The organism is Streptomyces sp. NPDC048416 (genome assembly GCF_043200435.1).
GTDB lineage: Bacteria > Actinomycetota > Actinomycetes > Streptomycetales > Streptomycetaceae > Streptomyces.
Window position 1 is genome coordinate 86368 of record NZ_JBICXU010000023.1, and the last position, 24758, is coordinate 111125.

The 24758-nt window shown below is 67.2% G+C and carries 36 protein-coding genes; 29 read left to right on the forward strand and 7 right to left on the reverse strand.

Going from position 1 to position 24758, the window contains the following annotated elements; all coding sequences use genetic code 11:
- Positions 1 to 115: 115 nt before the first annotated feature.
- The 6 genes from ACGFW5_RS25450 to ACGFW5_RS25475 all read right to left on the reverse strand — a co-directional run bounded on the left by ACGFW5_RS25450 (position 116) and on the right by ACGFW5_RS25475 (position 6197).
- Positions 116 to 2194, reverse strand: coding sequence for a PIG-L family deacetylase (locus ACGFW5_RS25450; protein WP_393836628.1), 2079 nt, complete (start codon positions 2192 to 2194; stop codon positions 116 to 118).
- A 126-nt stretch (positions 2195 to 2320) separates the two neighbouring features.
- On the reverse strand, positions 2321 to 2560 hold the full coding sequence (locus ACGFW5_RS25455) for a hypothetical protein (RefSeq protein WP_393836607.1): 240 nt from the start codon (positions 2558 to 2560) through the stop codon (positions 2321 to 2323).
- 51 nt (positions 2561 to 2611) lie between these two features.
- Positions 2612 to 3202, reverse strand: coding sequence for a Uma2 family endonuclease (locus ACGFW5_RS25460; RefSeq protein WP_359000875.1), 591 nt, complete (start codon positions 3200 to 3202; stop codon positions 2612 to 2614).
- Positions 3203 to 3649: 447 nt separating this feature from the next.
- Positions 3650 to 4558 (reverse strand): hypothetical protein, encoded by a 909-nt coding sequence (locus ACGFW5_RS25465; protein ID WP_393836608.1) that lies wholly within the window; start codon positions 4556 to 4558, stop codon positions 3650 to 3652.
- A gap of 36 nt (positions 4559 to 4594) precedes the next feature.
- The gene (locus ACGFW5_RS25470) at positions 4595 to 5449 is read right to left on the reverse strand and encodes a helix-turn-helix domain-containing protein (RefSeq protein WP_393836609.1); all 855 of its coding nucleotides are present in this window, start codon (positions 5447 to 5449) and stop codon (positions 4595 to 4597) included.
- Between the two features lie 253 nt (positions 5450 to 5702).
- Entirely contained in the window at positions 5703 to 6197 is a 495-nt protein-coding gene (locus ACGFW5_RS25475) for an ATP-binding protein (RefSeq protein WP_393836610.1), read from the reverse strand.
- 155 nt (positions 6198 to 6352) lie between these two features.
- Between ACGFW5_RS25475 and ACGFW5_RS25480 the strand changes: the two genes are divergently transcribed.
- Positions 6353 to 7231, forward strand: coding sequence for a helix-turn-helix transcriptional regulator (locus tag ACGFW5_RS25480; protein WP_393836611.1), 879 nt, complete (start codon positions 6353 to 6355; stop codon positions 7229 to 7231).
- Positions 7228 to 7437 (forward strand): DUF397 domain-containing protein, encoded by a 210-nt coding sequence (locus ACGFW5_RS25485; protein ID WP_393836612.1) that lies wholly within the window; start codon positions 7228 to 7230, stop codon positions 7435 to 7437. Before ACGFW5_RS25480 ends, ACGFW5_RS25485 begins: the two co-directional genes overlap by 4 nt.
- Before the next feature lie 226 nt (positions 7438 to 7663).
- Here the strand turns inward: ACGFW5_RS25485 and ACGFW5_RS25490 are convergent, their stop codons facing one another.
- Entirely contained in the window at positions 7664 to 7861 is a 198-nt protein-coding gene (locus ACGFW5_RS25490; RefSeq protein ID WP_393836631.1) for a hypothetical protein, read from the reverse strand.
- Here ACGFW5_RS25490 and ACGFW5_RS25495 point away from each other — a divergent pair.
- From ACGFW5_RS25495 to ACGFW5_RS25625, 27 genes are all read left to right on the forward strand, one after another.
- Positions 7775 to 8071 carry a putative T7SS-secreted protein gene (locus ACGFW5_RS25495; RefSeq protein WP_393836629.1) on the forward strand — a complete coding sequence of 99 codons (297 nt, stop codon included), beginning with the start codon at positions 7775 to 7777 and terminating at the stop codon, positions 8069 to 8071. The genes ACGFW5_RS25490 and ACGFW5_RS25495 overlap by 87 nt on opposite strands.
- Positions 8072 to 8261: 190 nt before the next feature.
- Positions 8262 to 8699 carry a hypothetical protein gene (locus ACGFW5_RS25500; RefSeq protein WP_393836613.1) on the forward strand — a complete coding sequence of 146 codons (438 nt, stop codon included), beginning with the start codon at positions 8262 to 8264 and terminating at the stop codon, positions 8697 to 8699.
- Positions 8700 to 8704: 5 nt separating this feature from the next.
- Entirely contained in the window at positions 8705 to 10525 is a 1821-nt protein-coding gene (locus ACGFW5_RS25505; protein WP_393836630.1) for an alpha/beta hydrolase, read from the forward strand.
- Complete coding sequence (locus ACGFW5_RS25510; protein ID WP_393836614.1) at positions 10522 to 11463, forward strand: hypothetical protein; 942 nt, start codon at positions 10522 to 10524, stop codon at positions 11461 to 11463. The genes ACGFW5_RS25505 and ACGFW5_RS25510 overlap by 4 nt, the downstream gene beginning before the upstream one ends.
- Before the next feature lie 554 nt (positions 11464 to 12017).
- Entirely contained in the window at positions 12018 to 12326 is a 309-nt protein-coding gene (rpsJ, locus tag ACGFW5_RS25515) for a 30S ribosomal protein S10 (protein ID WP_003948644.1), read from the forward strand.
- Between the two features lie 14 nt (positions 12327 to 12340).
- Entirely contained in the window at positions 12341 to 12985 is a 645-nt protein-coding gene (rplC, locus tag ACGFW5_RS25520) for a 50S ribosomal protein L3 (protein WP_120721902.1), read from the forward strand.
- A 4-nt stretch (positions 12986 to 12989) separates the two neighbouring features.
- Positions 12990 to 13640: a 50S ribosomal protein L4 gene (rplD, locus tag ACGFW5_RS25525; protein WP_189963079.1), complete on the forward strand. Its 651-nt coding sequence runs from the start codon at positions 12990 to 12992 to the stop codon at positions 13638 to 13640.
- Complete coding sequence (gene rplW / locus ACGFW5_RS25530; protein WP_053727606.1) at positions 13640 to 13954, forward strand: 50S ribosomal protein L23; 315 nt, start codon at positions 13640 to 13642, stop codon at positions 13952 to 13954. The genes rplD and rplW overlap by 1 nt, the downstream gene beginning before the upstream one ends.
- Positions 13955 to 13993: 39 nt before the next feature.
- Positions 13994 to 14830 carry a 50S ribosomal protein L2 gene (rplB, locus tag ACGFW5_RS25535; protein WP_120721901.1) on the forward strand — a complete coding sequence of 279 codons (837 nt, stop codon included), beginning with the start codon at positions 13994 to 13996 and terminating at the stop codon, positions 14828 to 14830.
- 12 nt (positions 14831 to 14842) lie between these two features.
- Positions 14843 to 15124, forward strand: coding sequence for a 30S ribosomal protein S19 (gene rpsS, locus ACGFW5_RS25540; protein WP_100578122.1), 282 nt, complete (start codon positions 14843 to 14845; stop codon positions 15122 to 15124).
- 43 nt (positions 15125 to 15167) lie between these two features.
- Positions 15168 to 15515 (forward strand): 50S ribosomal protein L22, encoded by a 348-nt coding sequence (rplV, locus tag ACGFW5_RS25545; protein WP_004571827.1) that lies wholly within the window; start codon positions 15168 to 15170, stop codon positions 15513 to 15515.
- Entirely contained in the window at positions 15515 to 16357 is an 843-nt protein-coding gene (gene rpsC / locus ACGFW5_RS25550; protein ID WP_053727609.1) for a 30S ribosomal protein S3, read from the forward strand. Before rplV ends, rpsC begins: the two co-directional genes overlap by 1 nt.
- A 5-nt stretch (positions 16358 to 16362) precedes the next feature.
- Positions 16363 to 16782: a 50S ribosomal protein L16 gene (rplP, locus tag ACGFW5_RS25555; RefSeq protein ID WP_053727610.1), complete on the forward strand. Its 420-nt coding sequence runs from the start codon at positions 16363 to 16365 to the stop codon at positions 16780 to 16782.
- Positions 16782 to 17006 carry a 50S ribosomal protein L29 gene (rpmC, locus tag ACGFW5_RS25560; RefSeq protein WP_100578218.1) on the forward strand — a complete coding sequence of 75 codons (225 nt, stop codon included), beginning with the start codon at positions 16782 to 16784 and terminating at the stop codon, positions 17004 to 17006. The genes rplP and rpmC overlap by 1 nt, the downstream gene beginning before the upstream one ends.
- Positions 17006 to 17290, forward strand: a complete 285-nt coding sequence (gene rpsQ, locus ACGFW5_RS25565) for a 30S ribosomal protein S17 (protein WP_100578124.1) — start codon at positions 17006 to 17008, stop codon at positions 17288 to 17290. Before rpmC ends, rpsQ begins: the two co-directional genes overlap by 1 nt.
- A gap of 114 nt (positions 17291 to 17404) precedes the next feature.
- Positions 17405 to 17773, forward strand: a complete 369-nt coding sequence (rplN, locus tag ACGFW5_RS25570; RefSeq protein ID WP_053727611.1) for a 50S ribosomal protein L14 — start codon at positions 17405 to 17407, stop codon at positions 17771 to 17773.
- Between the two features lie 2 nt (positions 17774 to 17775).
- Positions 17776 to 18099: a 50S ribosomal protein L24 gene (gene rplX / locus ACGFW5_RS25575; protein WP_053727612.1), complete on the forward strand. Its 324-nt coding sequence runs from the start codon at positions 17776 to 17778 to the stop codon at positions 18097 to 18099.
- A complete protein-coding gene (rplE, locus tag ACGFW5_RS25580; RefSeq protein WP_053727613.1) occupies positions 18099 to 18656 on the forward strand; it encodes a 50S ribosomal protein L5 in 558 nt (185 codons plus the stop codon). The genes rplX and rplE overlap by 1 nt, the downstream gene beginning before the upstream one ends.
- Positions 18657 to 18661: 5 nt before the next feature.
- Positions 18662 to 18847, forward strand: coding sequence for a type Z 30S ribosomal protein S14 (locus ACGFW5_RS25585; protein ID WP_003948630.1), 186 nt, complete (start codon positions 18662 to 18664; stop codon positions 18845 to 18847).
- Between the two features lie 223 nt (positions 18848 to 19070).
- On the forward strand, positions 19071 to 19469 hold the full coding sequence (rpsH, locus tag ACGFW5_RS25590) for a 30S ribosomal protein S8 (RefSeq protein WP_003966947.1): 399 nt from the start codon (positions 19071 to 19073) through the stop codon (positions 19467 to 19469).
- Positions 19470 to 19490: 21 nt separating this feature from the next.
- Entirely contained in the window at positions 19491 to 20030 is a 540-nt protein-coding gene (gene rplF, locus ACGFW5_RS25595; RefSeq protein ID WP_393836615.1) for a 50S ribosomal protein L6, read from the forward strand.
- Positions 20031 to 20033: 3 nt separating this feature from the next.
- Complete coding sequence (gene rplR / locus ACGFW5_RS25600) at positions 20034 to 20417, forward strand: 50S ribosomal protein L18 (RefSeq protein ID WP_100578126.1); 384 nt, start codon at positions 20034 to 20036, stop codon at positions 20415 to 20417.
- 46 nt (positions 20418 to 20463) lie between these two features.
- Positions 20464 to 21066: a 30S ribosomal protein S5 gene (gene rpsE / locus ACGFW5_RS25605; protein ID WP_267055816.1), complete on the forward strand. Its 603-nt coding sequence runs from the start codon at positions 20464 to 20466 to the stop codon at positions 21064 to 21066.
- On the forward strand, positions 21066 to 21248 hold the full coding sequence (gene rpmD, locus ACGFW5_RS25610) for a 50S ribosomal protein L30 (RefSeq protein ID WP_053682614.1): 183 nt from the start codon (positions 21066 to 21068) through the stop codon (positions 21246 to 21248). Before rpsE ends, rpmD begins: the two co-directional genes overlap by 1 nt.
- Position 21249: 1 nt before the next feature.
- Complete coding sequence (rplO, locus tag ACGFW5_RS25615) at positions 21250 to 21705, forward strand: 50S ribosomal protein L15 (protein ID WP_120721896.1); 456 nt, start codon at positions 21250 to 21252, stop codon at positions 21703 to 21705.
- Positions 21706 to 21951: 246 nt separating this feature from the next.
- Entirely contained in the window at positions 21952 to 23265 is a 1314-nt protein-coding gene (secY, locus tag ACGFW5_RS25620) for a preprotein translocase subunit SecY (protein ID WP_393836616.1), read from the forward strand.
- Positions 23265 to 23921, forward strand: coding sequence for an adenylate kinase (locus tag ACGFW5_RS25625; RefSeq protein WP_393836617.1), 657 nt, complete (start codon positions 23265 to 23267; stop codon positions 23919 to 23921). The genes secY and ACGFW5_RS25625 overlap by 1 nt, the downstream gene beginning before the upstream one ends.
- The last annotated feature ends 837 nt before the right edge of the window (positions 23922 to 24758 follow it).

The window sequence follows — 24758 nt, forward strand, 5'->3', positions numbered from 1 at the left end:
AGCCCCGCACCTTTCGAGGTGCGGGGCTCTTCGCGTTGTCCGCGGGTCGCGTCGTGCGCGGATGGCGTCGTGCGCCCGGCATGGGGCGCCGCCGAGGCGTGGGGCGCTCGGGGCGTTACGGGCGCCAGCTCCAGGGCGTGGCGTCGACGCCGAGACCCATTGCGAGGGGGTGCCCGTCGCGGACGTACAGCGTGGGCGGCCCCACCGGGACGGCGCCCCGGGTCCGCTTGGACACCCGCCCCGCGCCCGCGAGCGCGCCCGCGAGTTGGACCCGCCCCTGCTCGTCCGTGCCCAGCACGTGGCCGCCCGCCGCGGCGACCGGGCCGTACCCGTCGAGCGCGACCGGCCGCGCCGGGCTGCCGTCCAGGCGTACGGAGGTGAGGCGCGGGGACGCGGGGGAGCCGGGGTCCTTGCGGGCCTTCGCCGGGTCGGCGCAGGTGCGGTACAGGAGCTGTACGCCGTCGCCGTCACCGGCGCTGTCACCGAGTACGACCGGCGCCACCGGGTCGACGGCGAGCGGCAGCCGGGACGGCACGGGGCCGAGGGGCGCGCCCGGGGCGCTCTGCGTCCAGTGGTGGACGGTGTCGGCGCCGGCCGCGAAGACATGCACGCGCCCGCGCCCGTCGACGACCCCGCTCAGACCCTCCTGTACGGATTCCCCGCCCAGATCGCGCCAGGGCGACCAGGCGCCGTCCCCGCCCCGGATGCGGGAGCTGATGCCACGGTCGGCGTTGCGCACGAAGAGGTGGACGCGGCCGTCCGGCGCGGTCACGGCGACCGGCGGCCCGATCCGCCGCCCCCTGTCGTCCCCGCGCTCGGGGTTGCCGAGCCCCTTCCAGGCGGTGAACTCCCCACCGGGCGCGGCCTGTTCGAGCAGCACGACCTCGCGGGTGTTGGCGCCGGCCCGCCCTTGGAGCGAGGAGAAGCGCAGCGCGAACAGCAGCTGTCGTCCGTCGGGCAGGGTGGCGCCGCCGAGGACGGGAGCGAGCGGCGATCCGCCGAGGTCCTGCGGCGCGCCCCACTGATCGTCGCCGCTCCGGCTCCAGCGCACCGCCCGCAGCCCGAGCACGCCGTAGGCATGGGCGCCGTCCTCGGAGACGAGCAGCCGGGCGCCGGGATGCCGGTGGTGGGTGGACCGCACCCAGCCCTTCCAGTTGGTCAGCGGCCGCTTCCCGCCGACGTTGTAGTCCCCGCAGCCGCCGGGGTTCCCGCACTGCCAGTCCTTGCTCCCGCCGTACGGAACGAGGTGCGCCGCCTTCTCGGCGAGGACGCCCGCCGGGAGGTTCTTGGGCCAGTGGCGGTTGTAGTACGCGCGGTAGGCGGTGGCGAGGAAGGCGTTGCCGCGCTCGGCGTGCCGGATCAGTGCGGCCCAGGCGAAGGATGCGGCGGCGGTGTGGTCGGCGTGGTCGGCGTACCCGGGCTGCTCGGAGTCGTGGGCGCGGTCGGCGGGGGAGCTGTGCTGGATGTCCGGGTCGGGGTCGAGGGTCTGGACGAGGGTGGGGGAGTAATCGGCGAGGAGCCCGGCCAGCACGTCGACGAGGTCGTCGTACGTGTAGGACTTGGCCCGGGTGAGGGGCGACCCCTCGGCGATGACGACGGGGAGCTGGAGGCGGTGGTCCTCCCAGAGGCTGGGCAGCCCCATCCGCCCCCCGAGCGGGGTGTGCATCGCGGTGTTGAGAAACACCAACTCCACGCTGCGGCCCCGGTGTTGGAGCCGGTTGACCTCGGCGCGGTGCCCGCCGCGCAGCTCGGCGACGGACTTCTCCCAGGGGGCGTACTTGTCGAGCCCGAGCAGGACGGCGTACGCCTGCCGCAGCCCCTGGTGCCGGGCGGACGAATAGGCGGCCTTGTCGTAGACGTGCGGCGAGGTGTCGCTGACGACCCGGTTGTCGCCGTTGGCCTCGCCCCCGGTGACGTACACGCTGACGAGCGGCACACCGGAGTCCAGGGCGTGCTGGGTGTCCGGGTTCATGAAGTACAGGTCGTCGTCGGGGTGGGCGAGGATCTGGAGGAGGAGGGGTGTGCGCGGGGCGGAGAGCGGGGCGGCCGGGGCCGCCGTCCTTCCCCGCCCCGGCGGGGGCACGGCACACCCCGCGACGGTGACGGCGAGCCCCGCGGCGACGGCACCCCCGAGCACGACCCGCCGCCCCGGCCCCCCGAGCCTTGCTGTCTCCTCCACGTGCGCCCCGTCCATCGCTCGCTCGTCCCGGTCCACGCGTCCAGGGCGGGCGCGCCCAGTGAGACGGGGGAGCGGGCGACGGGGTTGCCTAGGGGGCGGGGCATGCCTGCGGCGTGGGTCGGCCTCCCCGCCAAGGCCTGGCTACTCGTCCCTGAAGATGTCTTCAGCCGTCGGAGCCGTGACGGCGCGCCGGAGCCAGCGGCGCAGGATCTCGGGATCATCACAGTCGGTGATGCGTTCACGAGCTTCCTCGGGGACGTCGATGCCGCGCTCGGCCAGGACTGCCAGGACGTCCTCGGCGGCCCGGTGCGTCTCGCCCTCGACCCGGGCTTCGTCACGGATTTCCTCGAAGAGGGGCGACTTGTAGAAAGAAAGGTCCACGGCCACTGGTTTCCTTTATGGCGCTGCGGCGGGCTTGCGTGCCCGGGTACGTCAGGGGTAGCGGGGCAGCGATTCGGTGGAGATCGTCCAGTCGGCGATGGTGACGTCCTCGCCGTAGACGAAGTCCTTGCGGGTCGCGTAACGCGGGCCGTCGGGGGTGGAGTGGATCTCGGACAGGACGGCGCCGGTCCCCGTGCGGGGGTCGAAGATCGCGTAGACGGGGACGCCGAGCAGGGGGTAGTCCCGCATCTTGCCGACCCAGTCGTTGTCGGGGTTGGAGCGGGAGACGACTTCGATGGCGGCGATGAGGGTGCGGGGGTCGAATGACGCCGGAACCTCCATATCCGCTTCAGCGATCACCATGATGTCCGGATGCCGCAGGATTCTCTCGTTCTCGATCTCCACATCGGGTGTGCCCGTATGGGCGACGAACTCGTCCGGCATCACCTTCTCCAAACGCTTGCGCACGCGTAGGGCGGTGAGTTCATGGGGGCCGACGGGCGCCATCATGTCGTGGACGATCCCTTCCTTGGTGATCTCGAACTTGCCGGGGAGGGTGTCGTCCATCGACTCAACGAACTCCCGCATCGTCCGGTACAGGTGGTGTGTGTCCCGCCGTGCGTTGTCCGGGGCGATGCTCATGGCGTGCGCTCCTCGTGGTCGCTGCCCAAGGGCAAGGGTCGTCACGTTCATGCTAGGTGGACTTTTTCAGGTCGGGGCGGCAGTCATGGCAGCGCCCGGGACTGGGTGCGCGGGACGCCCGGTCGCAGGTGTGCGCGGAACGCCCGGTCGCAGGTTTCGCAGGTCTGGAGGGGGTGCGGGCGCATGTCGGCATGCGCCCCGTCCCACGCTTGTTTGGTCCACGTGTCCAGGGCGGGCGCGCCCAGTGAAAGGGGGAGCGATGGCGGGGTTGCCTATGCGGGGCGGGGGCAGCGATTCGGTGGAGATCAGCGAGGTGTGCTGACGGTGGACTGGTTCGCGGGGTAGTGGCGGGGTGCGGATGCGGCGGGTGGCGGCGTTTGCCGTTCGGCCCGAGTGGCGGAACGCCTGCCTGTGACGGCGTGGGTCGGCCTCCCCGCCGCGGCCTGGCTACTCGTCCCTGAAGATGTCTTCAGCCGTCGGAGCCGTGACGGCGCGCCGGAGCCAGCGGCGCAGGATCTCGGGATCATCACAGTCGGTGATGCGTTCACGAGCTTCCTCGGGGACGTCGATGCCGCGCTCGGCCAGGACTGCCAGGACGTCCTCGGCGGCCCGGTGCGTCTCGCCCTCGGCCCGACCCTCGGCCCGGCCCTCGACCCGGGCTTCGTCACGGATTTCCTCGAAGAGGGGCGACTTGTAGAAAGAAAGGTCCACGGCCACTAGTTTCCTCCATAGCGCTGCGGCGGGCAGCTTGCCCAGGCCCTGTGAGATGAATTCGATGACGGGATTCTTGACGGCGTCCGGCGTGTCCACCAGAGCGGTCGTCATTGCTTTGAGTACGACGCCGATGTCCGGGTTCTTGCCATGCGTGATCGCGGCCAGAGTGGCCAGGGCAACATCTTTGCGGACCTCCGTGGGGTCGGTCATCAACGGCATGTTGTGCGGGCCCGCGACCAGTGGACGCAGGGTGAGCGTGGGCCACTGGGGAGGGCCGAAGCTGACCGGCCGGTCCGCCCATTCGGCGGTGGCACGGTCCTGGCAGACGACCAGTAGCACCGGTTGTAATTGGTACTTCGTGAGCAGGTACGAGGCGTAGTACGCCCAGCTCGCGGGCTTGGCCGGGTCCTTCTTGCCCTGGGCCTCGACGGCGAGAAGAAGCGGCTCGTCATCCGCCATCTCCAGCCGCACCAGCGTGTCGACCCGGCGTTCGACAGGGCTGGTCTCGGTGAGGTCGTTGGGCAGGACAGTGATCGAAGTGGGCGGTTTGAAGCCGACGCCGAGAACTTCCGAGACCCGGGCGAAGAGCTCCGGATACTCCTGGAAGACGCGGTGCATCGCCTCGTGGGGCGAGCTGACCATGGGGTTCCTTGCGGGTCGTTGTTCTTGAGTGGGTCGTCAGGAGGACGGGGGCGACGGAGCCCGGCAACCGCGGCAGCGGCCCGGCGCGGGAGAGCGGAAGGCCCGGTCGCAGCCGTCGCAGGTCTGGAGCGGATGCCGTACGTCCAGGGCCGGCGCGGACGCGCGGGTCGGTGGCGGAGGCGGCAAGTGGGCGGCGAGGCGGTGGGCCAGCAGGGCCGCTGGGCGGCGCAGGTCGTCGGGTGGCAGGTCCGCTGTCAGCGCGTGGCGTACGGCGGTGGGGGTGACCTCGCGTTCCAGCCAGGCTGCGACGCCGGGGGCGAGGTGTTCCGTATCGGCGGTGGAGAGGAGAAGGCGGAGGTCCTGGCGGCGGAGGCCGGCGAGGAGGTCGGTGGCGGTCTGGAGCAGGCAGGGCGACGGGTACGCGGGCCGAGGTACGGCGGGAAGGAGCTTGCGGGGCGGGGGCTTGTCGGGGGCGGCCTTGCGTACGGTCGGGGCGGCGGCCTCCCGGGGTGCGCCGGGCTGGTTGCAGGAGACCGTACGGGTGACGATCCGCCCGCCGGGGACGCGCTCGCGGGTGCGGCGGAGGTAGCCGTGCGCTTCCAGCTCGCGCAGGGCGGCGGCGATACGGGCCGAGCCCTCGGGGAACCGGGCGGCGAGGGTCTTGATGTCGGCCGATGCGCCTGCGGGCAGCGACTGGATGTACACCGCGAGCCCGATCGCGAGCCCCGACAGCTCGGTGTGCTGGGCGAGGTGGTTGCCGATCACCGTGAAGCGGGTGGTGTGGCGGGTGTTGTCGTGAACGATGCCGGCGTGGGGGCGTCGGTGGGGGTGGTTTTTGCGCGGGACTCGGGACTGGGCGCGCGGGGGCGCGCTAGGGTTCTGAACATCCATCGGGAAGGTCTCTTCTTCCTCGGCGGTCAGGCCCTCGCCTCGGGATGCCAGTCCCGGCGGGGGCCGTCGCATGTCTGGGGTGGTTTTGGTGGTGCGTCGCTCGCGCTGAGCGTAGAGCAGCCAACTGGCCCCGAATCCACCCCAGTTGCTGATGTTCACCCGCGTGAGTGAGTTTGCGCGGTGGGTGGACGGATGTGCGAGGGGGAGGGAGGGCGGGGTGGGGTTTGGTGGGGTTCTTTCTCTCAAGCGGTTCTCAAAGAAGAGAGCTGGCCGCACCGGAACACGGGCCGCCGTGCTCCGGTGGCGCCGGTGGTCGCGGTTGCGGGAGCAGATCGAGTTCGGCCCAGACGGTCTTGCGGGGGACGGGGCCGAGGCTGACGCCCCACCGGTCGGCGAACGCCTCCACGAGGACCAGGCCGCGCCCCGATTCGGCGAGCGGCGGTGGCGTTGCGTATCGGGGGAGGTCGTCGCCCCGGGTGTCCGTCACTTCGACGCGGAGCACGTCCGTGGTGGCGTCAAGGGCGAGCCGGAAGTCCCGGCCGGGGAGCCGGCCGTGGGTGGCGGCATTCGCGGCGAGCTCGGCGACGAGGTGTTCGGCGGTGTCGATGACGCCGGGCGACAGGCGCCAGTCGCGCAGCCAGGAGATGGCGAGGATGCGGGCGAGGCGGGCGCCGCGTGGGGTGGAAGACAGCAGAACGCTGAAGTGCCGGGCAGCGGCGGGGAGTTGGGTGGAGGTTTCCTGGTTCACGTGACTGAGCGTGGCGGCATGTGCGTACCGTGAATAGTGACTCAGCCGGTCCGTATGGTCACTGTCCGGAGCTTGTCCGGCGTTGTCTTGGCTGTCGGCACGGGCCGTACGGGTAAGGGGCGAGGCGATTAGGACGTGCGGCGGAGGGGTGTGAGATGGAGTACGAGGATGGCGCTGAGGGCCGGCTCAAGGGCGAGGCGGACGAGCCGGGCTGGGAGGTGGACCCGGACGACGACTGGGGTGTGGCGGTCGTCGCGACGGTGGGGCGGCAGCTGAGGCTGCGACGCGAGGCGAAGGGGATGCGGGCCGCGGAGTTCGGGGTGGCGGTGGGGTATGGCGAGGACATGGTCTACAAGATCGAGGGAGGCAAGCGGATCCCTCAGCCTGAGTATCTGGACAAGGCGGACGAGGTCCTGGGGGCGGGCGGGCTGATCTCGGCGATGAAGGAGGACGTGGCGAAGGTCAGGTATCCGAAAAAGGTTCGGGAACTGGCCAAGTCAGAGGCGCAGGCGGTCGAGGTTGGGTTGTACAGCAACCACAACATCCATGGTCTGTTGCAGACTGAGGAGCACATGCGAGCGCTCTTCGACGCATGGCTTCCCGCCTACTCGGAAGAGGAGACGGAGCGCATGGTGGCCGCAAGGATGGCCCGTCGGTCGGTCTTCGAGAGGTCGCCCGCGCCGACTCTCGGTTTCGTCCAGGAAGAGGTGACGCTCCGCCGCCCGGTCGGAGGCAGAATGGTATGGCGTCGGCAGCTCGAACGGCTCATGGAGCTGGGGCAGTTGCGGAACGTGTCGATTCAGGTGATGCCGACAGACTCCGAGGAACACTTCAGCACAGGCGGGCTGATCGAGGTGCTCAAGTTTCCGGACGGTTCGGCGGTGGGGCGCACTGAGGGGGCATTCAACGGCCGGCCCGTGTCCGATCCGAAGCAGCTCAGGATCCTGGAACTGCGCTATGGCATGATCCGGGCCCACGCACTCACGCCCCGAGAGTCACGGGCTTTCATCGAGCAGATGCTTGGAGAAACATGATCGTCACCCCCGCTACCCGGGACGCCTCCGCTCTGGTGTGGTTCAAGAGCAGCTACAGCAGCAGCGGTGACGGCAACGACTGCGTCGAGGTCTCCGCCGCCCCCGGCATGGTGCACGTCCGTGACTCCAAGAACACAGAGGGGCCACAGCTCGCGCTTGCGCCGGAGGCGTGGGCGGACTTCGTAACGTACGCGTCGGCGAGCTGACCGCCCAACTGCTCACGGCCCATGTGGTTAATGCTGAGGGCGGGGGTGCGTTGGCGTAGGAGATCAGAAGACGGCGTCCGGCTGCGGGGACAGGCCGTCGCTGAAGTTTCGCGACGTCCGGGTTCGCCTCGGTGGTGAAGCTGGTTGGCCTCAGCGCAATGATCGCCGCGGAGCTCGGCGTCGTACTTCTCCCGGGGGAGCGCGGGCGGCGCTACGCGTCAGGGGGCTACCGCGGTGAGCCTCTGCCAGGCAACAACGGCTGATGGTGGCTTTCGTGGGATTGGTTGACCGCGGGAAGCACCTGCTGAACAAGGGCCAGGGCAAGGTCGAGAAGCGGATCGACGCCGGTAAGAAGGCGGTCGGTGCTGTCGACGACGGTGCGCATGCCGACAGCGGTCTTCTGGATCGGGTAGGCGCGCACCATCTGGCCGATCAGGTCGACGACTTCGGCGATGCCGTCGCGCCGGACCTCCGCGCCATGTTTATGAGAAGCAGCACGGTCAGACCGACCTGTTCAATTGGTTCACCGCGACAGGGTCCGCCGGGGTCGCCGTGTGGTGGCGCTGTTGCGATAGCCCGCTGCCGTCCGCGTGTTGGGTACGCGGATCCCAGAGGCAGCCCATGCCCTGGCTGAGGGTTTCACGGCGTGCATGGCTCAGTCAACGACGCGCGTGCACAGCAGCGTTGGGAAGGCGGGCCTGGGCCTTCGATACGGTGCGCCGAAGTACCCGTGACGAATGAGTAGCAGTACTCACGTTGCGGTGCGAGAGGTTCCCTAGGCTTGCCGGGACGTGAAACCGGCAGGGGCATGGGGGATTTGGGAAATGACGTCCTTCGCGGCGGAGTGGGCACAGTTGAAGGCGGCAGCAGCGGAGCGGTCCACCATGCGCCTTGCGAGCGCCAGTGGCGGCAACGATGGTGCGGGGCTGCGGTCCGACCGGTCTGTGTGGAATGCCGCCGGCAGCGATGTGGCCCTGCTCGCAGGAGACACCACGAAGGCGCTGGCGGGGCTGGATGGCGGGCAGCGGGGTCTGGGCGCGGACGTGGGGGGCGAGAGTGCGGCCGCGCAGCGGGAGCTGCACCAGTCCTGGCAGAAGTACCTGCATGCGCTGGGCGACCGCTGTGACGGATTGCAGGACCTTCTCCGGAAGGCCGGCTCGGATCAACACAAGAGCGACCACGAGATTGAGGCTGCGCTGGCTGCGGTGAAGGTCCAGTACAAGGACACGCCCGCAGTCGGTGGCCAGGAAACGGGTCGGTGAGCGCGATGGACTTGGCAGCGCTCAAAGCCCTCAAGCCGTCGGAGTTCGAGGAGGCAGCGGGCGGGTACCGATCGGTCGGCAACATAGCCGCGCAGGCGACGGAGCATCTGAACAACGTGGTTGTCCCCGGGATGCGAAAGGGCCTGAAGGGCGAGGCGACAGACGCGGCGGTGGAGCAGCTTCAAGAACTGTCGAAGGACTACCAGTACGTCCAGGTCGAGTGCGGCCTGGTCGGCGTTGCCCTGGACGCCTTTGCCGCCGAGATGCGCTCCGCGCAAGCCACATTGAATGCCGCGATCGCGGATGCCGAGGCCAAGCACTTCTCGCTCGGCTCCGACGGTTCGGTTGGCTACCCGGCGGCAGGTGACAACCCTGGGGGGGCGCCACCAGGGGCAGGCGCCGCACATGGAACGCTTTCGGACCAGGCCCGCGCTCTCAACCGGCAGGCGGCCCATTTCGACCCCAACCCCAACTTCGGCCCCGCACAGGAGATAGCCGACCGCATCGCCGAGGCGCTCAAGGCGGCCACGGAGACCGATCAGAAGTGGGCCCCCGCGCTGCGAAAGCTCAAGGCCGATGACGATCTGACGGTGTCGGACGGAGACTGGCGCGACACTCAGGACGACATGGAGCTGGTCCACAAGGACGCGGAGGGATATCTGGGGCATATGAAGCCCCCGCCCAAGGACGGCGCCCCAGCGCACAACAGGGACTGGTGGAAGGGGCTCTCCGATCAGGAGAGAGATGACTACATTGCCATGTATCCGGCGAGCATCGGGGCACTGGACGGAATTCCCGCATCAGTCCGTGACGAGGTGAATCGCGTTGTGCTGGCAGAAACGCACGGCAGTGTGCAGAGTCAACTTGATGCCTGGATGAAAAAGGAACCCGCTGACCACCTCCGCCCCTACATCGATCCCTACACTGGAGCCGTATTGAAGGGTGTGCAAGTCGAAACCGACGAATGGAAGAAGTGGAATGAGAGGACAGAGGAGCTTCAAGACAGGCTGAACGGGATGGACAGCATCACCTCCCGGATGGAGCCGTCGTCCGACGGTGCGGAGCGCGGCTATCTTCTCGGATTCGACAACAACAAGCTGGGACACGCCATAGTTTCGTTCGGGAACCCCGACACGGCAGACAACGTGGTGACGTACGTGCCGGGAACGGGGGCGAAACTGAGTTCTGTTGACGGCGACCTGCACCGTGCCCAACTGATGAACGAGAGAGCCCAGTACATCGATCCCGGGCACAAGACAGCCTCCGTCATGTGGTTGGGATACGACGCTCCGCAAAGCATTCTCGGCGACGCCACCGAGACGAAGTGGGCCGATGATGCTAGGGAACCGCTGAGTAAGTTCCTCGCCGGGGTCGGCACCGGCAACGGCGGCAACGTGAACTCGACGGTGATGGGCCACAGTTATGGCACCTTGGTCGCAGGTGAGACTCTGCGGGATCATCCCGGGCTGCCTGTGGACAATGCCATTTTCGTGGGCAGCCCGGGTGTCGGTGTCGAGCATGCCAAGGATCTGCACCTGCCGGCCGACCACGTATGGTCGGCGACGGCAAAGAATGACCTCATCAACTTGGCCCCGCCGAACCCCGGCCGGCTCGCTCCGCTGAATCCGCTTGCGTATGAGAAATTCTTCGATGATCATTCGGTGCTGTATGGGAATGACCCCACATCGGACGAGTTTGGTGGGCAGGTATTTTCTGTTCCCGACGGGGAGGACTGGGGCTTGAATGGCATACCAGCACACTCGCAGTACTGGGAAAACGCGCCCCTCACTTCCACGGCGAAAATCGCGACCGGAGGAAAGCCATGAATCTGCGAGGAGCGCGCTGGGCCGTCGCGCTGGCGGCAGTCGCCCTCATCCTGACGGGATGCGGGATGCAGAAGAACGACGGAACGACACCGGGGCAGGTCAGCATGGACGACCAGCAGGCGATCGCGCGTGCGGAAGAGATCCTTCATCAGGCGGTGGACCGTATGACACCGCGACCGACTCTGAAGGTCGTCAGGCCGGCGTCCGTGGGTCCGTGCCTGGCTTATGACGACCACACCGAGGACGATCGCGTACAGGTCCGGCTCGGATACCAGCTCACCGGGGTGCCGGGGACCGCGGCGAAAAGCCTCGTGAAGCAGGCCGCCGAGGCTTGGCTGAAACTGGGATACGCATATCAGTCGTCGGCCGGTGCGCCCGACTGGTCCGACCCCTTCCCCACGGTCTTCCTGCGAACGAAGAACGACGACTTCTGGATGGACGCGACCGCAGGCGTTCTCGATCGGGCCAAGGGTGAAGGGCTGGCCGCCATCACGGTTACGTCGCCGTGCTTCCAAGCATCAGGGGGTTCGGCCACACCTGCCGCGCACGTCGCATCTCTTCATGCCCCCTTGGTCGACCCCACTGCCGAGCGCCGGGTACTGGGCCACTCCAGCCGTATTTATGACGCCCTCCGCACCCCACATGCTCAGATCCCGGGGGATGGGCTGAGGCCGGTCAACGACCACCGCGGACGCGCCTTCCTTCATCACACGTGGTCCGCAAAGGTGACTGGACGCGACGAAGCCACTCGGGCCGTGGCGCGGGGACAGGCGTACTTCGAAGCAGCAGGATGGGTCGTGCGCAGGCAGAGTGCAGCGGCGCTGAGGGGGCTCAATCCTGATGATCACAGCGTGGCGCAGATCGCGGCAGACGACACCGGGATGATCCGCGTTGCAGTCACCACCCCTATGCTGCCGGTCGCCAGCACTCGGGTTTAGACCGGCTCCGTCTCTCACATACGGCTGCACATGAGTCCCGGCGAAGGCCCACTTGCGCGACCCCGGAGCATCGGCGTCGGGGCGCGGAATGATTCCGGACGGCGGGGAGTGCGGCCTGCCTGGGCGGCTGCCGGCGCAGAGACGCCGCGTGCCGAATGCGTGAGCCCATGTGACGTGGGGTACGCTTCCCGGCTGCGATTGGCCAGGCCCTGTCCCGGTATGGCAGACTGTCGGGGTTGCTCGGTTGAGTGCCGATGCTGCGCGTCTCCCGCCGGGAGGACCGGAAGCGAGTCCCACAGTACTCGTCGCCCCTGATCAGGGGCGGACGTACGGGAATCTTCCGGGAAGTGTCAGCGGGGCTCCGGCCAGGCGTCCGGTGGGTGTTCTGCCCCCGATTGCGAGGTCTTGTGGCCCGCATCCCCTTGGTTGGGAAATCCCGTATGGGATTTCTGCGTAGAGGGAGTGCGACACGCCCGACCGCGTGGGTCGGAGGCGGAAGTCAGTAGAACCCCCGGGTTCCAGAGCGTTACGAGACAAAGGACTACTAGGTAGCCATGGCGGGACAGAAGATCCGCATCCGGCTCAAGGCCTACGACCACGAGGTCATCGACTCCTCGGCGAAGAAGATCGTCGAGACGGTGACCCGCACTGGTGCGTCGGTCGCAGGCCCGGTGCCGCTGCCCACTGAGAAGAACGTGTACTGCGTCATCAAGTCGCCGCACAAGTACAAGGACTCTCGCGAGCACTTCGAGATGCGCACCCACAAGCGCCTCATCGACATCCTCGACCCCACGCCGAAGACGGTTGACTCGCTGATGCGTCTCGACCTCCCGGCCGGCGTCGACATCGAGATCAAGCTCTGAAGGGACGGGCCGAGATGAGCAAGAACATCAAGGGCGTCCTGGGCGAGAAGCTCGGCATGACGCAGGTCTGGGACGAGAACAACCGGGTTGTCCCGGTCACCGTCATCAAGGCCGGGCCGTGTGTCGTGACGCAGGTCCGCACGAACGACGTCGACGGCTACGAGTCGGTCCAGATCGCCTTCGGCGAGATTGACCCGCGCAAGGTGAACAAGCCCCTCAAGGGTCACTTCGCCAAGGCCGACGTGACGCCCCGCCGCCACCTGGTGGAGCTCCGCACCCCTGACGCCAGCGAGTACACGCTGGGCCAGGAGATCACTGCCGAGGTGTTCGAGTCCGGCGTCAAGGTCGACGTCACGGGCAAGAGCAAGGGCAAGGGCTTCGCCGGTGTCATGAAGCGTCACAACTTCAAGGGCCTCGGCGCCGGACACGGCGTCCAGCGCAAGCACCGCTCGCCCGGTTCCATCGGTGGCTGCGCCACCCCTGGCCGCGTGTTCAAGGGCGTCCGCATGGCGGGCCGCATGGGCAACGAGCGTGTCACCACCCAGAACCTGACCATCCACGCGGTTGACGCGGAGAAGGGTCTGCTCCTCATCAAGGGCGCGGTCCCCGGTCCGAACGGCGGCCTCGTCCTGGTCCGTACCGCGGCCAAGGGGGCTTGAGGTAATGAGCACCATTGACATCCTTTCGCCGGCAGGCGACAAGGCCGGTACCGTCGAGCTCCCCGCGGAGATCTTCGACGCGAAGACCAGCGTTCCGCTGATCCACCAGGTCGTCGTCGCACAGCTGGCAGCTGCCCGTCAGGGCACGCACAAGACCAAGACCCGCGGCGAAGTCCGTGGTGGTGGCCGCAAGCCGTACCGCCAGAAGGGCACCGGCCGCGCGCGCCAGGGTTCGACCCGTGCGCCGCAGTTCGCCGGCGGTGGCGTCGTCCACGGCCCGCAGCCGCGTGACTACTCGCAGCGCACCCCCAAGAAGATGAAGGCCGCCGCCCTGCGCGGTGCCCTCTCCGACCGGGCGCGCCACTCCCGCATCCACGTCGTCACCGGCGTGGTCGAGGGCACGGCTTCCACCAAGGCCGCCAAGACGCTGTTCGGCAAGATCTCGGAGCGCGCCAACCTGCTCCTGGTCGTCGACCGCGCCGAAGAGGCCGCGTGGCTGTCCGCACGCAACCTGCCCCAGGTCCACATCCTGGAGCCGGGCCAGCTGAACACGTACGACGTGATCGTCTCCGACGACGTGGTCTTCACCCAGGCCGCTTTCGAGTCCTTCGTGTCTGGCCCCAAGGCCGATGACAACGAGGGGAGCGAGGCCTGATGGCCGAGATCACCAGCAAGACCTTCACGGACCCGCGCGACATTCTTGTCAAGCCGGTTGTGTCCGAGAAGAGCTACGCGCTGCTCGACGAGAACAAGTACACGTTCATCGTGAAGCCGGGCTCCAACAAGACCCAGATCAAGCAGGCCGTGGAAGCGGTCTTCTCGGTCAAGGTCACCGGGGTCAACACGATCAACCGCCAGGGCAAGCGCAAGCGCACGAAGACCGGTTTCGGCAAGCGTGCCGACACCAAGCGCGCCATCGTGACCCTTGCTGAGGGCGACCGTATCGACATCTTCGGCCAGGCCTCCTAACGGAGCGCCCTGGTCCGAATATCGGACGAGGACTGAGAAATGGGTATCCGCAAGTACAAGCCGACGACTCCGGGCCGTCGTGGCTCCAGCGTCGCCGACTTCGTCGAGATCACGCGGTCCACGCCGGAGAAGTCGCTGGTCCGCCCCCTGCACAGCAAGGGCGGCCGTAACAACACCGGTCGTGTGACCGTCCGTCACCAGGGCGGTGGCCACAAGCGTGCCTACCGCGTGATCGACTTCCGTCGTCACGACAAGGACGGCGTGCCGGCGAAGGTCGCTCACATCGAGTACGACCCGAACCGCACCGCTCGCATCGCGCTCCTGCACTACGCAGACGGCGAGAAGCGCTACATCATCGCGCCCCGTGGCCTCGGCCAGGGTGACCGCGTTGAGAACGGCCCCGGGGCCGACATCAAGCCGGGCAACAACCTGGCGCTGCGCAACATCCCGGTCGGTACGACCATCCACGCCATCGAGCTGCGTCCCGGCGGCGGTGCGAAGTTCGCCCGCTCCGCGGGTGCTTCGGTGCAGCTGCTGGCGAAGGAGGGCACGATGGCCCACCTTCGTATGCCGTCCGGCGAAATTCGCCTGGTCGACGCCCGCTGCCGCGCCACCATCGGCGAGGTCGGCAACGCCGAGCAGTCGAACATCAACTGGGGCAAGGCCGGCCGCATGCGCTGGAAGGGCGTTCGCCCCTCCGTCCGCGGTGTCGCCATGAACCCGGTCGACCACCCGCACGGTGGTGGTGAGGGCAAGACCAGTGGTGGTCGCCACCCGGTCAGCCCGTGGGGTCAGAAGGAGGGTCGTACTCGCTCGCCGAAGAAGGCATCGAGCAAGTACATCGTCCGCCGCCGCAAGACGAACAAGAAGCGCTAGGAGCGGGTTTAGATGCCGCGCAGTCTCAAGAAGGGACCCTTCGTTGACGGCCACCTCGTAAAGAAGGTGGACGCTCAGAACGAAGCTGGAACCAAGAACGTCATCAAGACCTGGTCCCGTCGCTCGATGATCATCCCGGCCATGCTCGGCCACACGATCGCGGTGCACAACGGCAAGACCCACGTCCCGGTGTTTGTCTCCGAGTCGATGGTCGGCCACAAGCTCGGCGAGTTCTCGCCGACTCGCACCTTCCGCGGCCACGTCAAGGACGACCGGAAGTCGAAGCGCCGCTAACGCGGGGTGGGTAACGACTATGACTTACACCGAAGGGACAACCATGGAAGCCAGGGCCCAGGCGCGGTACATCCGCGTCACGCCCATGAAGGCCCGCCGCGTGGTGGACCTTATCCGTGGCATGGATGCCACGGAGGCTCAGGCGGTCCTGCGCTTCGCCCCGCAGGCCGCGAGCGTGCCGGTCGGCAAGGTGCTGGACAGCGCCATTGCCAACGCCGCGCACAACTACGACCACACCGACGCCTCTTCGCTGGTCATCAGCGAGGCGTACGTGGACGAGGGCCCGACCCTGAAGCGGTTCCGACCGCGTGCTCAGGGCCGTGCCTACCGGATCCGTAAGCGGACCAGCCACATCACCGTGGTCGTCAGCAGCAAGGAAGGAACCCGGTAATGGGCCAGAAGGTAAACCCGCACGGGTTCCGACTCGGCATTACCACGGACTTCAAGTCCCGTTGGTACGCCGACAAGCTGTACAAGGACTACGTCAAGGAAGACGTCGCCATCCGCAGGATGATGACGTCCGGCATGGAGCGCGCCGGCATCTCGAAGGTTGAGATCGAGCGCACCCGTGACCGCGTGCGGGTGGACATCCACACCGCGCGTCCCGGCATCGTCATCGGCCGCCGTGGCGCCGAGGCCGACCGCATCCGCGGCGACCTCGAGAAGCTCACGGGCAAGCAGGTCCAGCTGAACATTCTTGAGGTCAAGAACCCCGAGATGGACGCTCAGCTGGTTGCTCAGGCCGTTGCCGAGCAGCTCTCCTCCCGCGTCTCCTTCCGTCGTGCCATGCGCAAGAGCATGCAGGGCACCATGAAGGCCGGCGCCAAGGGCATCAAGATCCAGTGTGGTGGCCGTCTCGGCGGCGCCGAGATGTCCCGCTCGGAGTTCTACCGCGAAGGCCGTGTGCCGCTGCACACCCTGCGCGCGAACATCGACTACGGCTTCTTCGAGGCCAAGACGACCTTCGGCCGCATCGGCGTGAAGGTCTGGATCTACAAGGGCGACGTCAAGAACATCGCCGAGGTTCGCGCCGAGAACGCAGCGGCCCGTGCGGGTAACCGCCCGGCCCGTGGTGGCGCCAACGACCGTCCGGCCGGTGGCCGCGGTGGTCGTGGCGGCGAGCGTGGCGGTCGCGGCCGCAAGCCGCAGCAGGCTGCGCCGGCTGCCGAGGCCCCCAAGGCCGAGGCTCCCGCCGCCGCCGCTCCGGCTGAGAGCACCGGAACGGAGGCCTGACCGACATGCTGATCCCCCGTAGGGTCAAGCACCGCAAGCAGCACCACCCCAAGCGCCGCGGTATGGCCAAGGGTGGTACGACGGTTGCGTTCGGCGAGTACGGCATTCAGGCCCTCACGCCGGCGTACGTGACCAACCGCCAGATCGAGGCGGCTCGTATCGCGATGACCCGCCACATCAAGCGTGGCGGCAAGGTCTGGATCAACATCTACCCGGACCGCCCCCTGACGAAGAAGCCTGCCGAGACCCGCATGGGTTCCGGTAAGGGTTCTCCGGAGTGGTGGGTCGCGAACGTTCACCCGGGCCGGGTGATGTTCGAGCTGTCCTACCCGAACGAGAAGATTGCTCGTGAGGCGCTCACCCGAGCCGCTCACAAGCTCCCGATGAAGTGCCGCATCGTCCGGCGCGAGGCAGGTGAGGCGTGATGTCGGCCGGAACCAAGGCGTCCGAACTGCGCGAGCTGGGTGACGAGGAGCTTCTCGGCAAGCTCCGCGAAGCCAAGGAAGAGCTGTTCAACCTCCGCTTCCAGGCGGCGACGGGCCAGCTCGAGAACCACGGTCGGCTCAAGTCCGTCCGTAAGGACATCGCCCGGATCTACACCCTGATGCGCGAGCGCGAGCTGGGCATCGAGACGGTGGAGAGCGCCTGATGAGCGAGAAGAATGTGACTGAGACGACTGAAGCGCGCGGTTTCCGCAAGACCCGTGAGGGTCTGGTCGTCAGCGACAAGATGGACAAGACCGTCGTCGTCGCTGTCGAGGACCGTGTGAAGCACGCGCTGTACGGCAAGGTCATCCGCCGTACGAACAAGCTCAAGGCGCACGACGAGCAGAACGCTGCCGGCGTCGGCGACCGCGTCCTCATCATGGAGACGCGTCCGCTGTCGGCGAGCAAGCGCTGGCGCATCGTCGAGATCCTCGAGAAGGCCAAGTAAGGAAATTCTCTGAGGGGTTTCCCTCAGAGTGGTTCCGCCAGGCTCGGTGGGGGCCGCACCTCGTAAGAGGTCCGTGGCCCCCGCCGGGAACCGGCAGACGATCAGGAGATAGACGTGATCCAGCAGGAGTCGCGACTGCGCGTCGCCGACAACACTGGTGCGAAGGAAATCCTTTGCATCCGTGTGCTCGGTGGCTCAGGTCGCCGCTACGCGGGTATCGGTGACGTCATCGTCGCCACCGTCAAGGACGCGATCCCCGGTGGCAACGTGAAGAAGGGCGACGTCGTCAAGGCTGTCGTCGTGCGCACCGTCAAGGAGCGTCGTCGTCAGGACGGCTCGTACATCCGCTTCGACGAGAACGCGGCCGTCATCCTCAAGAACGATGGCGACCCCCGCGGCACCCGCATCTTCGGCCCGGTGGGCCGGGAGCTGCGCGAGAAGAAGTTCATGAAGATCATCTCGCTCGCGCCGGAGGTGCTGTAAGCATGAAGATCAAGAAGGGCGACCTGGTTCAGGTCATCACCGGTAAGGACAAGGGCAAGCAGGGCAAGGTCATCGCGGCCTTCCCCCGCGAGGACCGCGTCCTGGTCGAGGGTGTCAACCGGGTCAAGAAGCACACCAAGGCCGGCCAGACCGCTCGCGGTTCGCAGACCGGTGGCATTGTGACGACCGAGGCCCCGATCCACGTGAGCAACGTTCAGCTCGTCGTGGAGAAGGACGGCAACAAGGTCGTCACCCGCGTCGGTTTCCGCTTCGACGACGAGGGCAACAAGATCCGCGTTGCCAAGCGGACGGGTGAGGACATCTGATGGCTACCACCACCACTCCGCGTCTCAAGACGAAGTACCGCGAGGAAATCGCGGGCAAGCTGCGTGAGGAGTTCTCGTACGAGAACGTCATGCAGGTTCCCGGCCTCGTCAAGATCGTGGTCAACATGGGTGTGGGCGACGCCGCCCGCGACTCCAAGCTGATGGACGGCGCGGTTCGCGACCTCACCACGATCACCGGACAGAAGCCGGCCGTCACCAAGGCCCGCAAGTCCATCGCGCAGTTCAAGCTGCGCGAGGGTCAGCCGATCGGCTGCCACGTCACCCTCCGCGGTGACCGCATGTGGGAGTTCCTGGACCGTACGCTGTCGCTCGCGCTGCCGCGTATCCGTGACTTCCGTGGTCTGTCGCCGAAGCAGTTCGACGGCCGTGGCAACTACACCTTCGGTCTCACGGAGCAGGTCATGTTCCACGAGATCGACCAGGACAAGATCGACCGTACCCGGGGTATGGACATCACCGTGGTCACCACGGCGACCAACGACGACGAGGGCCGTGCCCTCCTTCGTCACCTCGGCTTCCCCTTCAAGGAGGCGTAAGCGAGATGGCGAAGAAGGCTCTCATCGCGAAGGCTGCCCGCAAGCCCAAGTTCGGTGTGCGCGGTTACACGCGCTGCCAGCGTTGCGGTCGTCCCCACTCCGTGTACCGCAAGTTCGGCCTGTGCCGCGTGTGCCTCCGTGAGATGGCTCACCGTGGCGAGCTGCCGGGCGTGACCAAGAGCTCCTGGTAATTCCCCTCTGTCCCTTGGGACTTGGGAATTTCCGGACGCTCTCGGTAAGTATCTGGTCGGCGGGTGCCCGACTCCCCATGCCGTAGGCTTGTGGGGTTGGGCGTCCGCCGCCCATAACGACTTACTACGCCGTAGGTCCCCGCACCGCACCCGTCCCGCCACTGAGTGGGGAGAGGGATGGCGCATACAGGAAACCGCGGCGAGAGAGGCCGAAGGCCGATTCATGACCATGACTGACCCGATCGCAGACATGCTGACTCGTCTGCGCAACGCTAACTCGGCGTACCACGACTCCGTGGTGATGCCGCACAGCAAGATCAAGTCGCACATCGCGGAGATCCTCCAGCAGGAGGGCTTCATCACCGGCTGGAAGGTCGAGGATGCCGAAGTCGGCAAGAACCTCGTCCTTGAGCTGAAGTTCGGGCCGAACCGTGAGCGCTCCATTGCGGGCATCAAGCGGATCTCGAAGCCCGGTCTGCGTGTGTACGCGAAGTCCACCAACCTGCCGAAGGTGCTCGGCGGCCTGGGCGTGGCGATCATCTCCACGTCCCACGGTCTGCTCACCGGCCAGCAGGCAGGCAAGAAGGGCGTAGGTGGGGAAGTCCTCGCCTACGTCTGGTAGTCGGGAACGGAGGAAAAGCTAATGTCGCGAATCGGCAAGCTCCCCATCCAGGTTCCCGCCGGTGTGGACGTCACCATCGATGGCCGTACGGTCCACGTGAAGGGCCCCAAGGGTTCCCTCACGCACGCTGTTGCGGCTCCCATCGAGATCGTGGAGGGTGAGGACGGCGTTCTGAACGTCACCCGCCCCAACGACGAGCGTCAGAACAAGGCCCTGCACGGCCTGTCCCGCACGCTGGTGGCCAACATGATCACCGGTGTGACCCAGGGATACATCAAGGCGCTCGAAATCAGCGGTGTCGGTTACCGCGTCCAGGCGAAGGGCTCCAACCTGGAGTTCGCGCTCGGATACAGCCACTCGATCACCATCGAGGCTCCCGAAGGCATCACCTTCAAGGTCGAGTCGCCCACGAAGTTCTCGGTCGAGGGCATCGACAAGCAGAAGGTCGGCGAGGTCGCCGCCAACATCCGCAAGCTGCGGAAGCCCGACCCGTACAAGGCCAAGGGTGTCAAGTACGCCGGCGAAGTCATCCGCCGCAAGGTCGGAAAGGCTGGTAAGTAAGCCATGGCATACGGTGTGAAGATCGCCAAGGGCGACGCTTACAAGCGTGCCGCCAAGGCACGTCGCCACGTCCGCATCCGCAAGCACGTGTCGGGTACGGCGGAGCGTCCGCGCCTCGTCGTGACGCGTTCCAACCGCGGAATCACCGCTCAGGTCATCGACGACCTCAAGGGTCACACCCTGGCGTCGGCGTCGACTCTGGACGCGTCGATCCGTGGTGGCGAGGGCGACAAGTCCGCGCAGGCCAAGTCGGTCGGGGCCCTGGTCGCCGAGCGCGCCAAGGCCGCGGGCGTCGAGACCGTCGTGTTCGACCGTGGTGGCAACAGGTACGCCGGGCGCATTGCCGCTCTGGCTGACGCCGCCCGCGAAGCCGGGCTGAAGTTCTAAGCCCCGGTTCCGGGACTAACGGACGTAACAGAGAGAGGTAAATCCAATGGCTGGACCCCAGCGCCGCGGAAGCGGTGCCGGTGGCGGCGAGCGGCGGGACCGGAAGGGTCGCGACGGTGGCGCTGCCGCCGAGAAGACCGCTTACGTTGAGCGCGTTGTCGCGATCAACCGCGTTGCCAAGGTTGTCAAGGGTGGTCGCCGCTTCAGCTTCACCGCGCTGGTCGTGGTGGGCGACGGTGACGGCACCGTAGGTGTCGGTTACGGCAAGGCCAAGGAAGTTCCCGCGGCCATTGCCAAGGGTGTCGAGGAAGCCAAGAAGAACTTCTTCAAGGTTCCGCGCATCCAGGGCACCATCCCTCACCCGATCACGGGCGAGCGTGCGGCGGGCGTCGTGCTCCTGAAGCCGGCTGCTCCCGGTACCGGTGTTATCGCCGGTGGCCCGGTGCGCGCCGTTCTGGAGTGCGCCGGCGTTCACGACATCCTGTCGAAGTCGCTCGGCTCCTCGAACGCGATCAACATCGTGCACGCGACCGTGGCGGCCCTCAAGGGCCTGCAGCGTCCCGAGGAGATCGCGGCCCGCCGCGGTCTGCCCCTCGAGGCCGTCGCCCCCGCGGCTCTGCTGCGTGCACGTGCGGGAGCGGGTGTCTAATGGCCCGCCTCAAGATCACGCAGACGAAGTCGTACATCGGCAGCAAGCAGAACCACCGCGACACCCTGCGTTCGCTCGGGCTCAAGCGCCTGAACGACGTGGTTGTCAAGGAGGACCGCCCCGAGTTCCGCGGCATGGTGCAGACCGTCCGCCACCTCGTGACGGTTGAGGAGGTCGACTGACATGGGTGAGAACAGCCCGCTGAAGGCCCATAACCTCCGTCCTGCCCCGGGCGCCAAGACCGCCAAGACCCGTGTGGGTCGTGGTGAGGCGTCCAAGGGTAAGACCGCTGGTCGTGGTACCAAGGGTACGAAGGCCCGTTACCAGGTTCCGCAGCGCTTCGAGGGTGGCCAGATGCCCCTCCACATGCGCCTGCCGAAGCTGAAGGGTTTCCGTAACCCGTTCCGCACCGAGTTCCAGGTCGTGAACCTGGACAAGCTCGGCGCTCTCTACCCCGAGGGTGGAGAGGTCACGGTGGCCGACCTGGTCGCCAAGGGCGCGGTTCGCAAGAACAGCCTCGTCAAGGTCCTTGGCCAGGGCGAGATCTCCGTGGCGCTGCAGGTTTCGGTTGACGCCGTCTCCGGCTCCGCCAAGGAGAAGATTGCCGCCGCCGGCGGCACCGTCACCGAGCTTGTCTGAGACAGCTTGATGGCTTGAACATCCGACCGGGGATGCCTCTCATATGGGGCATCCCCGGTTGGTCGTTCCTAGGGGGGCACGGTCGCCGGTATGGTGGCGTGCACTGTCTAAGTTCCGTGCTGTGTGCCTGGACGGCCCCAGCACGGATTTTTGGCAGATCAAGACCTTTCAGTCGTTCCATTCCTTATTCGTCGAACCTCAAGACCGTCACCCTGACGCACGTGCGCGGGGGTCGCAGGAGGCACCGTGCTCACCGCGTTCGCCCAGGCGTTCAAGACGCCTGACCTGCGCAAGAAGCTGCTCTTCACACTCGGCATCATCGTGATCTACCGGCTCGGTACGCATGTGCCGATGCCCGGCGTGAACTACAAGAACGTGCAGACCTGTGTGGACCAGGCTCAGCAGAACAGCGGTCTGTTCGGCCTGGTCAACATGTTCAGCGGCGGCGCGCTGCTGCAGATCACGATCTTCGCGCTCGGCATCATGCCGTACATCACGGCGAGCATCATCCTGCAGCTGCTGACCGTGGTGATCCCACGCCTGGAAGCCCTCAAGAAGGAGGGCCAGGCGGGCACGGCCAAGATCACGCAGTACACGCGGTACCTGACCGTGGCGCTGGCGATCCTCCAGGGCACCGGTCTTGTGGCCACGGCCCGCAACGGCGCGCTCTTCAGTGGCTGCCAGGTCGCCACCGAGATCATCCCGAACCGTTCGATCTTCACCACCATCACCATGGTGATCACGATGACGGCCGGTACCGCCTGCGTCATGTGGCTCGGTGAGGTCATCACCGACCGCGGCATCGGCAACGGCATGTCCATCCTGATGTTCATCTCGATCGCCTCCAGCTTCCCGAGCTCCCTGTGGGCCATCAAGAAGCAGGGCCACCTCGCCGGTGGCTGGATCGAGTTCGGCACGGTGCTGCTCGTCGGCCTGGTCATGGTCGGACTCGTGGTCTTCGTGGAACAGGCCCAGCGGCGCGTGCCCGTGCAGTACGCGAAACGCATGATCGGCCGCAGGTCGTACGGCGGGACGTCGACCTACATTCCGCTGAAGGTCAATCAGGCGGGTGTGATTCCCGTCATCTTCGCTTCGTCGCTGCTCTACATCCCGGCGCTGATCGTCCAGTTCTCCAACTCGACGGCCGGCTGGGCGACCTGGGTCAAGGACAATTTGACCAAGGGCGACCATCCTTACTACATCGTCAGCTACTTCCTGCTGATCGTGTTCTTCGCGTTCTTCTACGTGGCGATCTCGTTCAACCCCGAGGAAGTCGCCGACAACATGAAGAAGTATGGTGGCTTCATCCCGGGCATCCGGGCTGGCCGACCGACCGCCGAGTACCTGAGCTACGTACTCAACCGGATCACCTGGCCGGGGTCGCTGTATCTGGGGCTGATCGCGCTCGTACCGACAATGGCGTTGATCATCTTCGGCGGCGTCCAGAGCTTCCCGCTCGGCGGGACGAGCATCCTCATCATCGTGGGTGTGGGTCTGGAAACCGTTAAGCAGATCGAGAGCCAGCTTCAGCAGCGCAATTACGAAGGGTTCCTCCGCTGATGCGAATCGTCCTCGTCGGACCGCCCGGTGCAGGCAAGGGAACGCAGGCAGCGTTCCTTGCCCAGAACCTGGCGATCCCGCACATCTCCACGGGCGACCTCTTCCGTGCCAACATCAGCCAGGGCACGGAGCTGGGCAAGGCTGCCAAGGCGTTCATGGACGCGGGCAACCTGGTGCCGGACGAGGTCACCATCGGGATGGCCAAGGACCGCATGGAAGCACCGGACGCCGTGAACGGCTTCCTGCTCGACGGCTTCCCGCGCAACGTGGTCCAGGCCGAAGCGCTCGACGAGGTGCTGAAGGCGGACGGCGTGAAGCTGGACGCGGTGCTCGACCTGGAGGTCCCGGAGGACGAGGTCGTCAAGCGGATCGCCGGCCGGCGGATCTGCCGCAACGACAGTGCGCACGTCTTCCACGTCGCGTACAACGCTCCTGAGCGGGACGGCGTCTGCGACAAGTGCGGCGGCGAGCTGTACCAGCGCGTCGACGACACCGAGGACACGGTGCGCAAGCGGCTTGAGGTCTACCACAGCGAGACCGAGCCGATCATCGACTACTACCGTGCGCAGGGGCTCGTCATCACGATCTCCGCGCTGGGCAAGGTGGATGAGGTTACGAAGAAGGCGATGGACGCGTTGCGCCGCGAAGCGGCGTAGTTCTGGGCCTTCGGTACGCCTTCCGCGGCCGCGGTACCCCCTGGCGGGGGGTGCCGCGGCCGTTTGCGTACGACCAGACATGCCGCCCGGCACCGGTCCTGCCGGGGGCGCGGGGACTGCGCGGGAGGGCTGGGGGTGTTCCATGCTGCCTGGCACCGGTCCTGCTGGGGGCGCGGGGAACTGCGCGGGACGCGGGCACGGTCCGCAGGCGAGGGGCGGGGTTGCCGGGGCTTGGCCCCAGACCCCGGTTCGCGCCTGAACGGCGCTCGTCCTCAATCGCCGGACGGGCTGAGGATGTGCATGCTGCCCGGCACCGGTCCCGCCAGGGGCGCGGGGAACTGCGCGAGGGGGGCTGAGGGTGCTCCATGCTGCCTGGCACCGGTCCCGCCGGGGGCCGCGGGGAACTGCGCGGGACGCGGGCACGGTCCGCAGGCGAAGGGCGGGGTTGCTGGGGCTTCGCCCCAGAACCCGGTTCGCGCCTGAACGGCGCTCGTCCTCAATCGCCGGACGGGCTGAGGATGTGCATGCTGCCTGGCACCGGTCCCGCCAGGGGCGCGGGGAACTGCGCGAGGGGGCTGGGGGTGCTCCATGCTGCCTGGCACCGGTCCCGCCGGGGGCGCGGGGAACTGCGCGGGAGGGCTGGGGGTGTTCCATGCTGCCCGGCACCGGTCCCGCCGGGGGCGCGGGGAACTGCGCGGGAGGGCTGAGGGTGCTCCATGCTGCCCGGCACCGGTCCCGCCAGGGGCGCGGGGAACTGCGCGGGAGGGCTGAGGGTGCTCCATGCTGCCCGGCACCGGTCCCGCCAGGGGCGCGGGGAACTGCGCGGGAGGGCTGAGG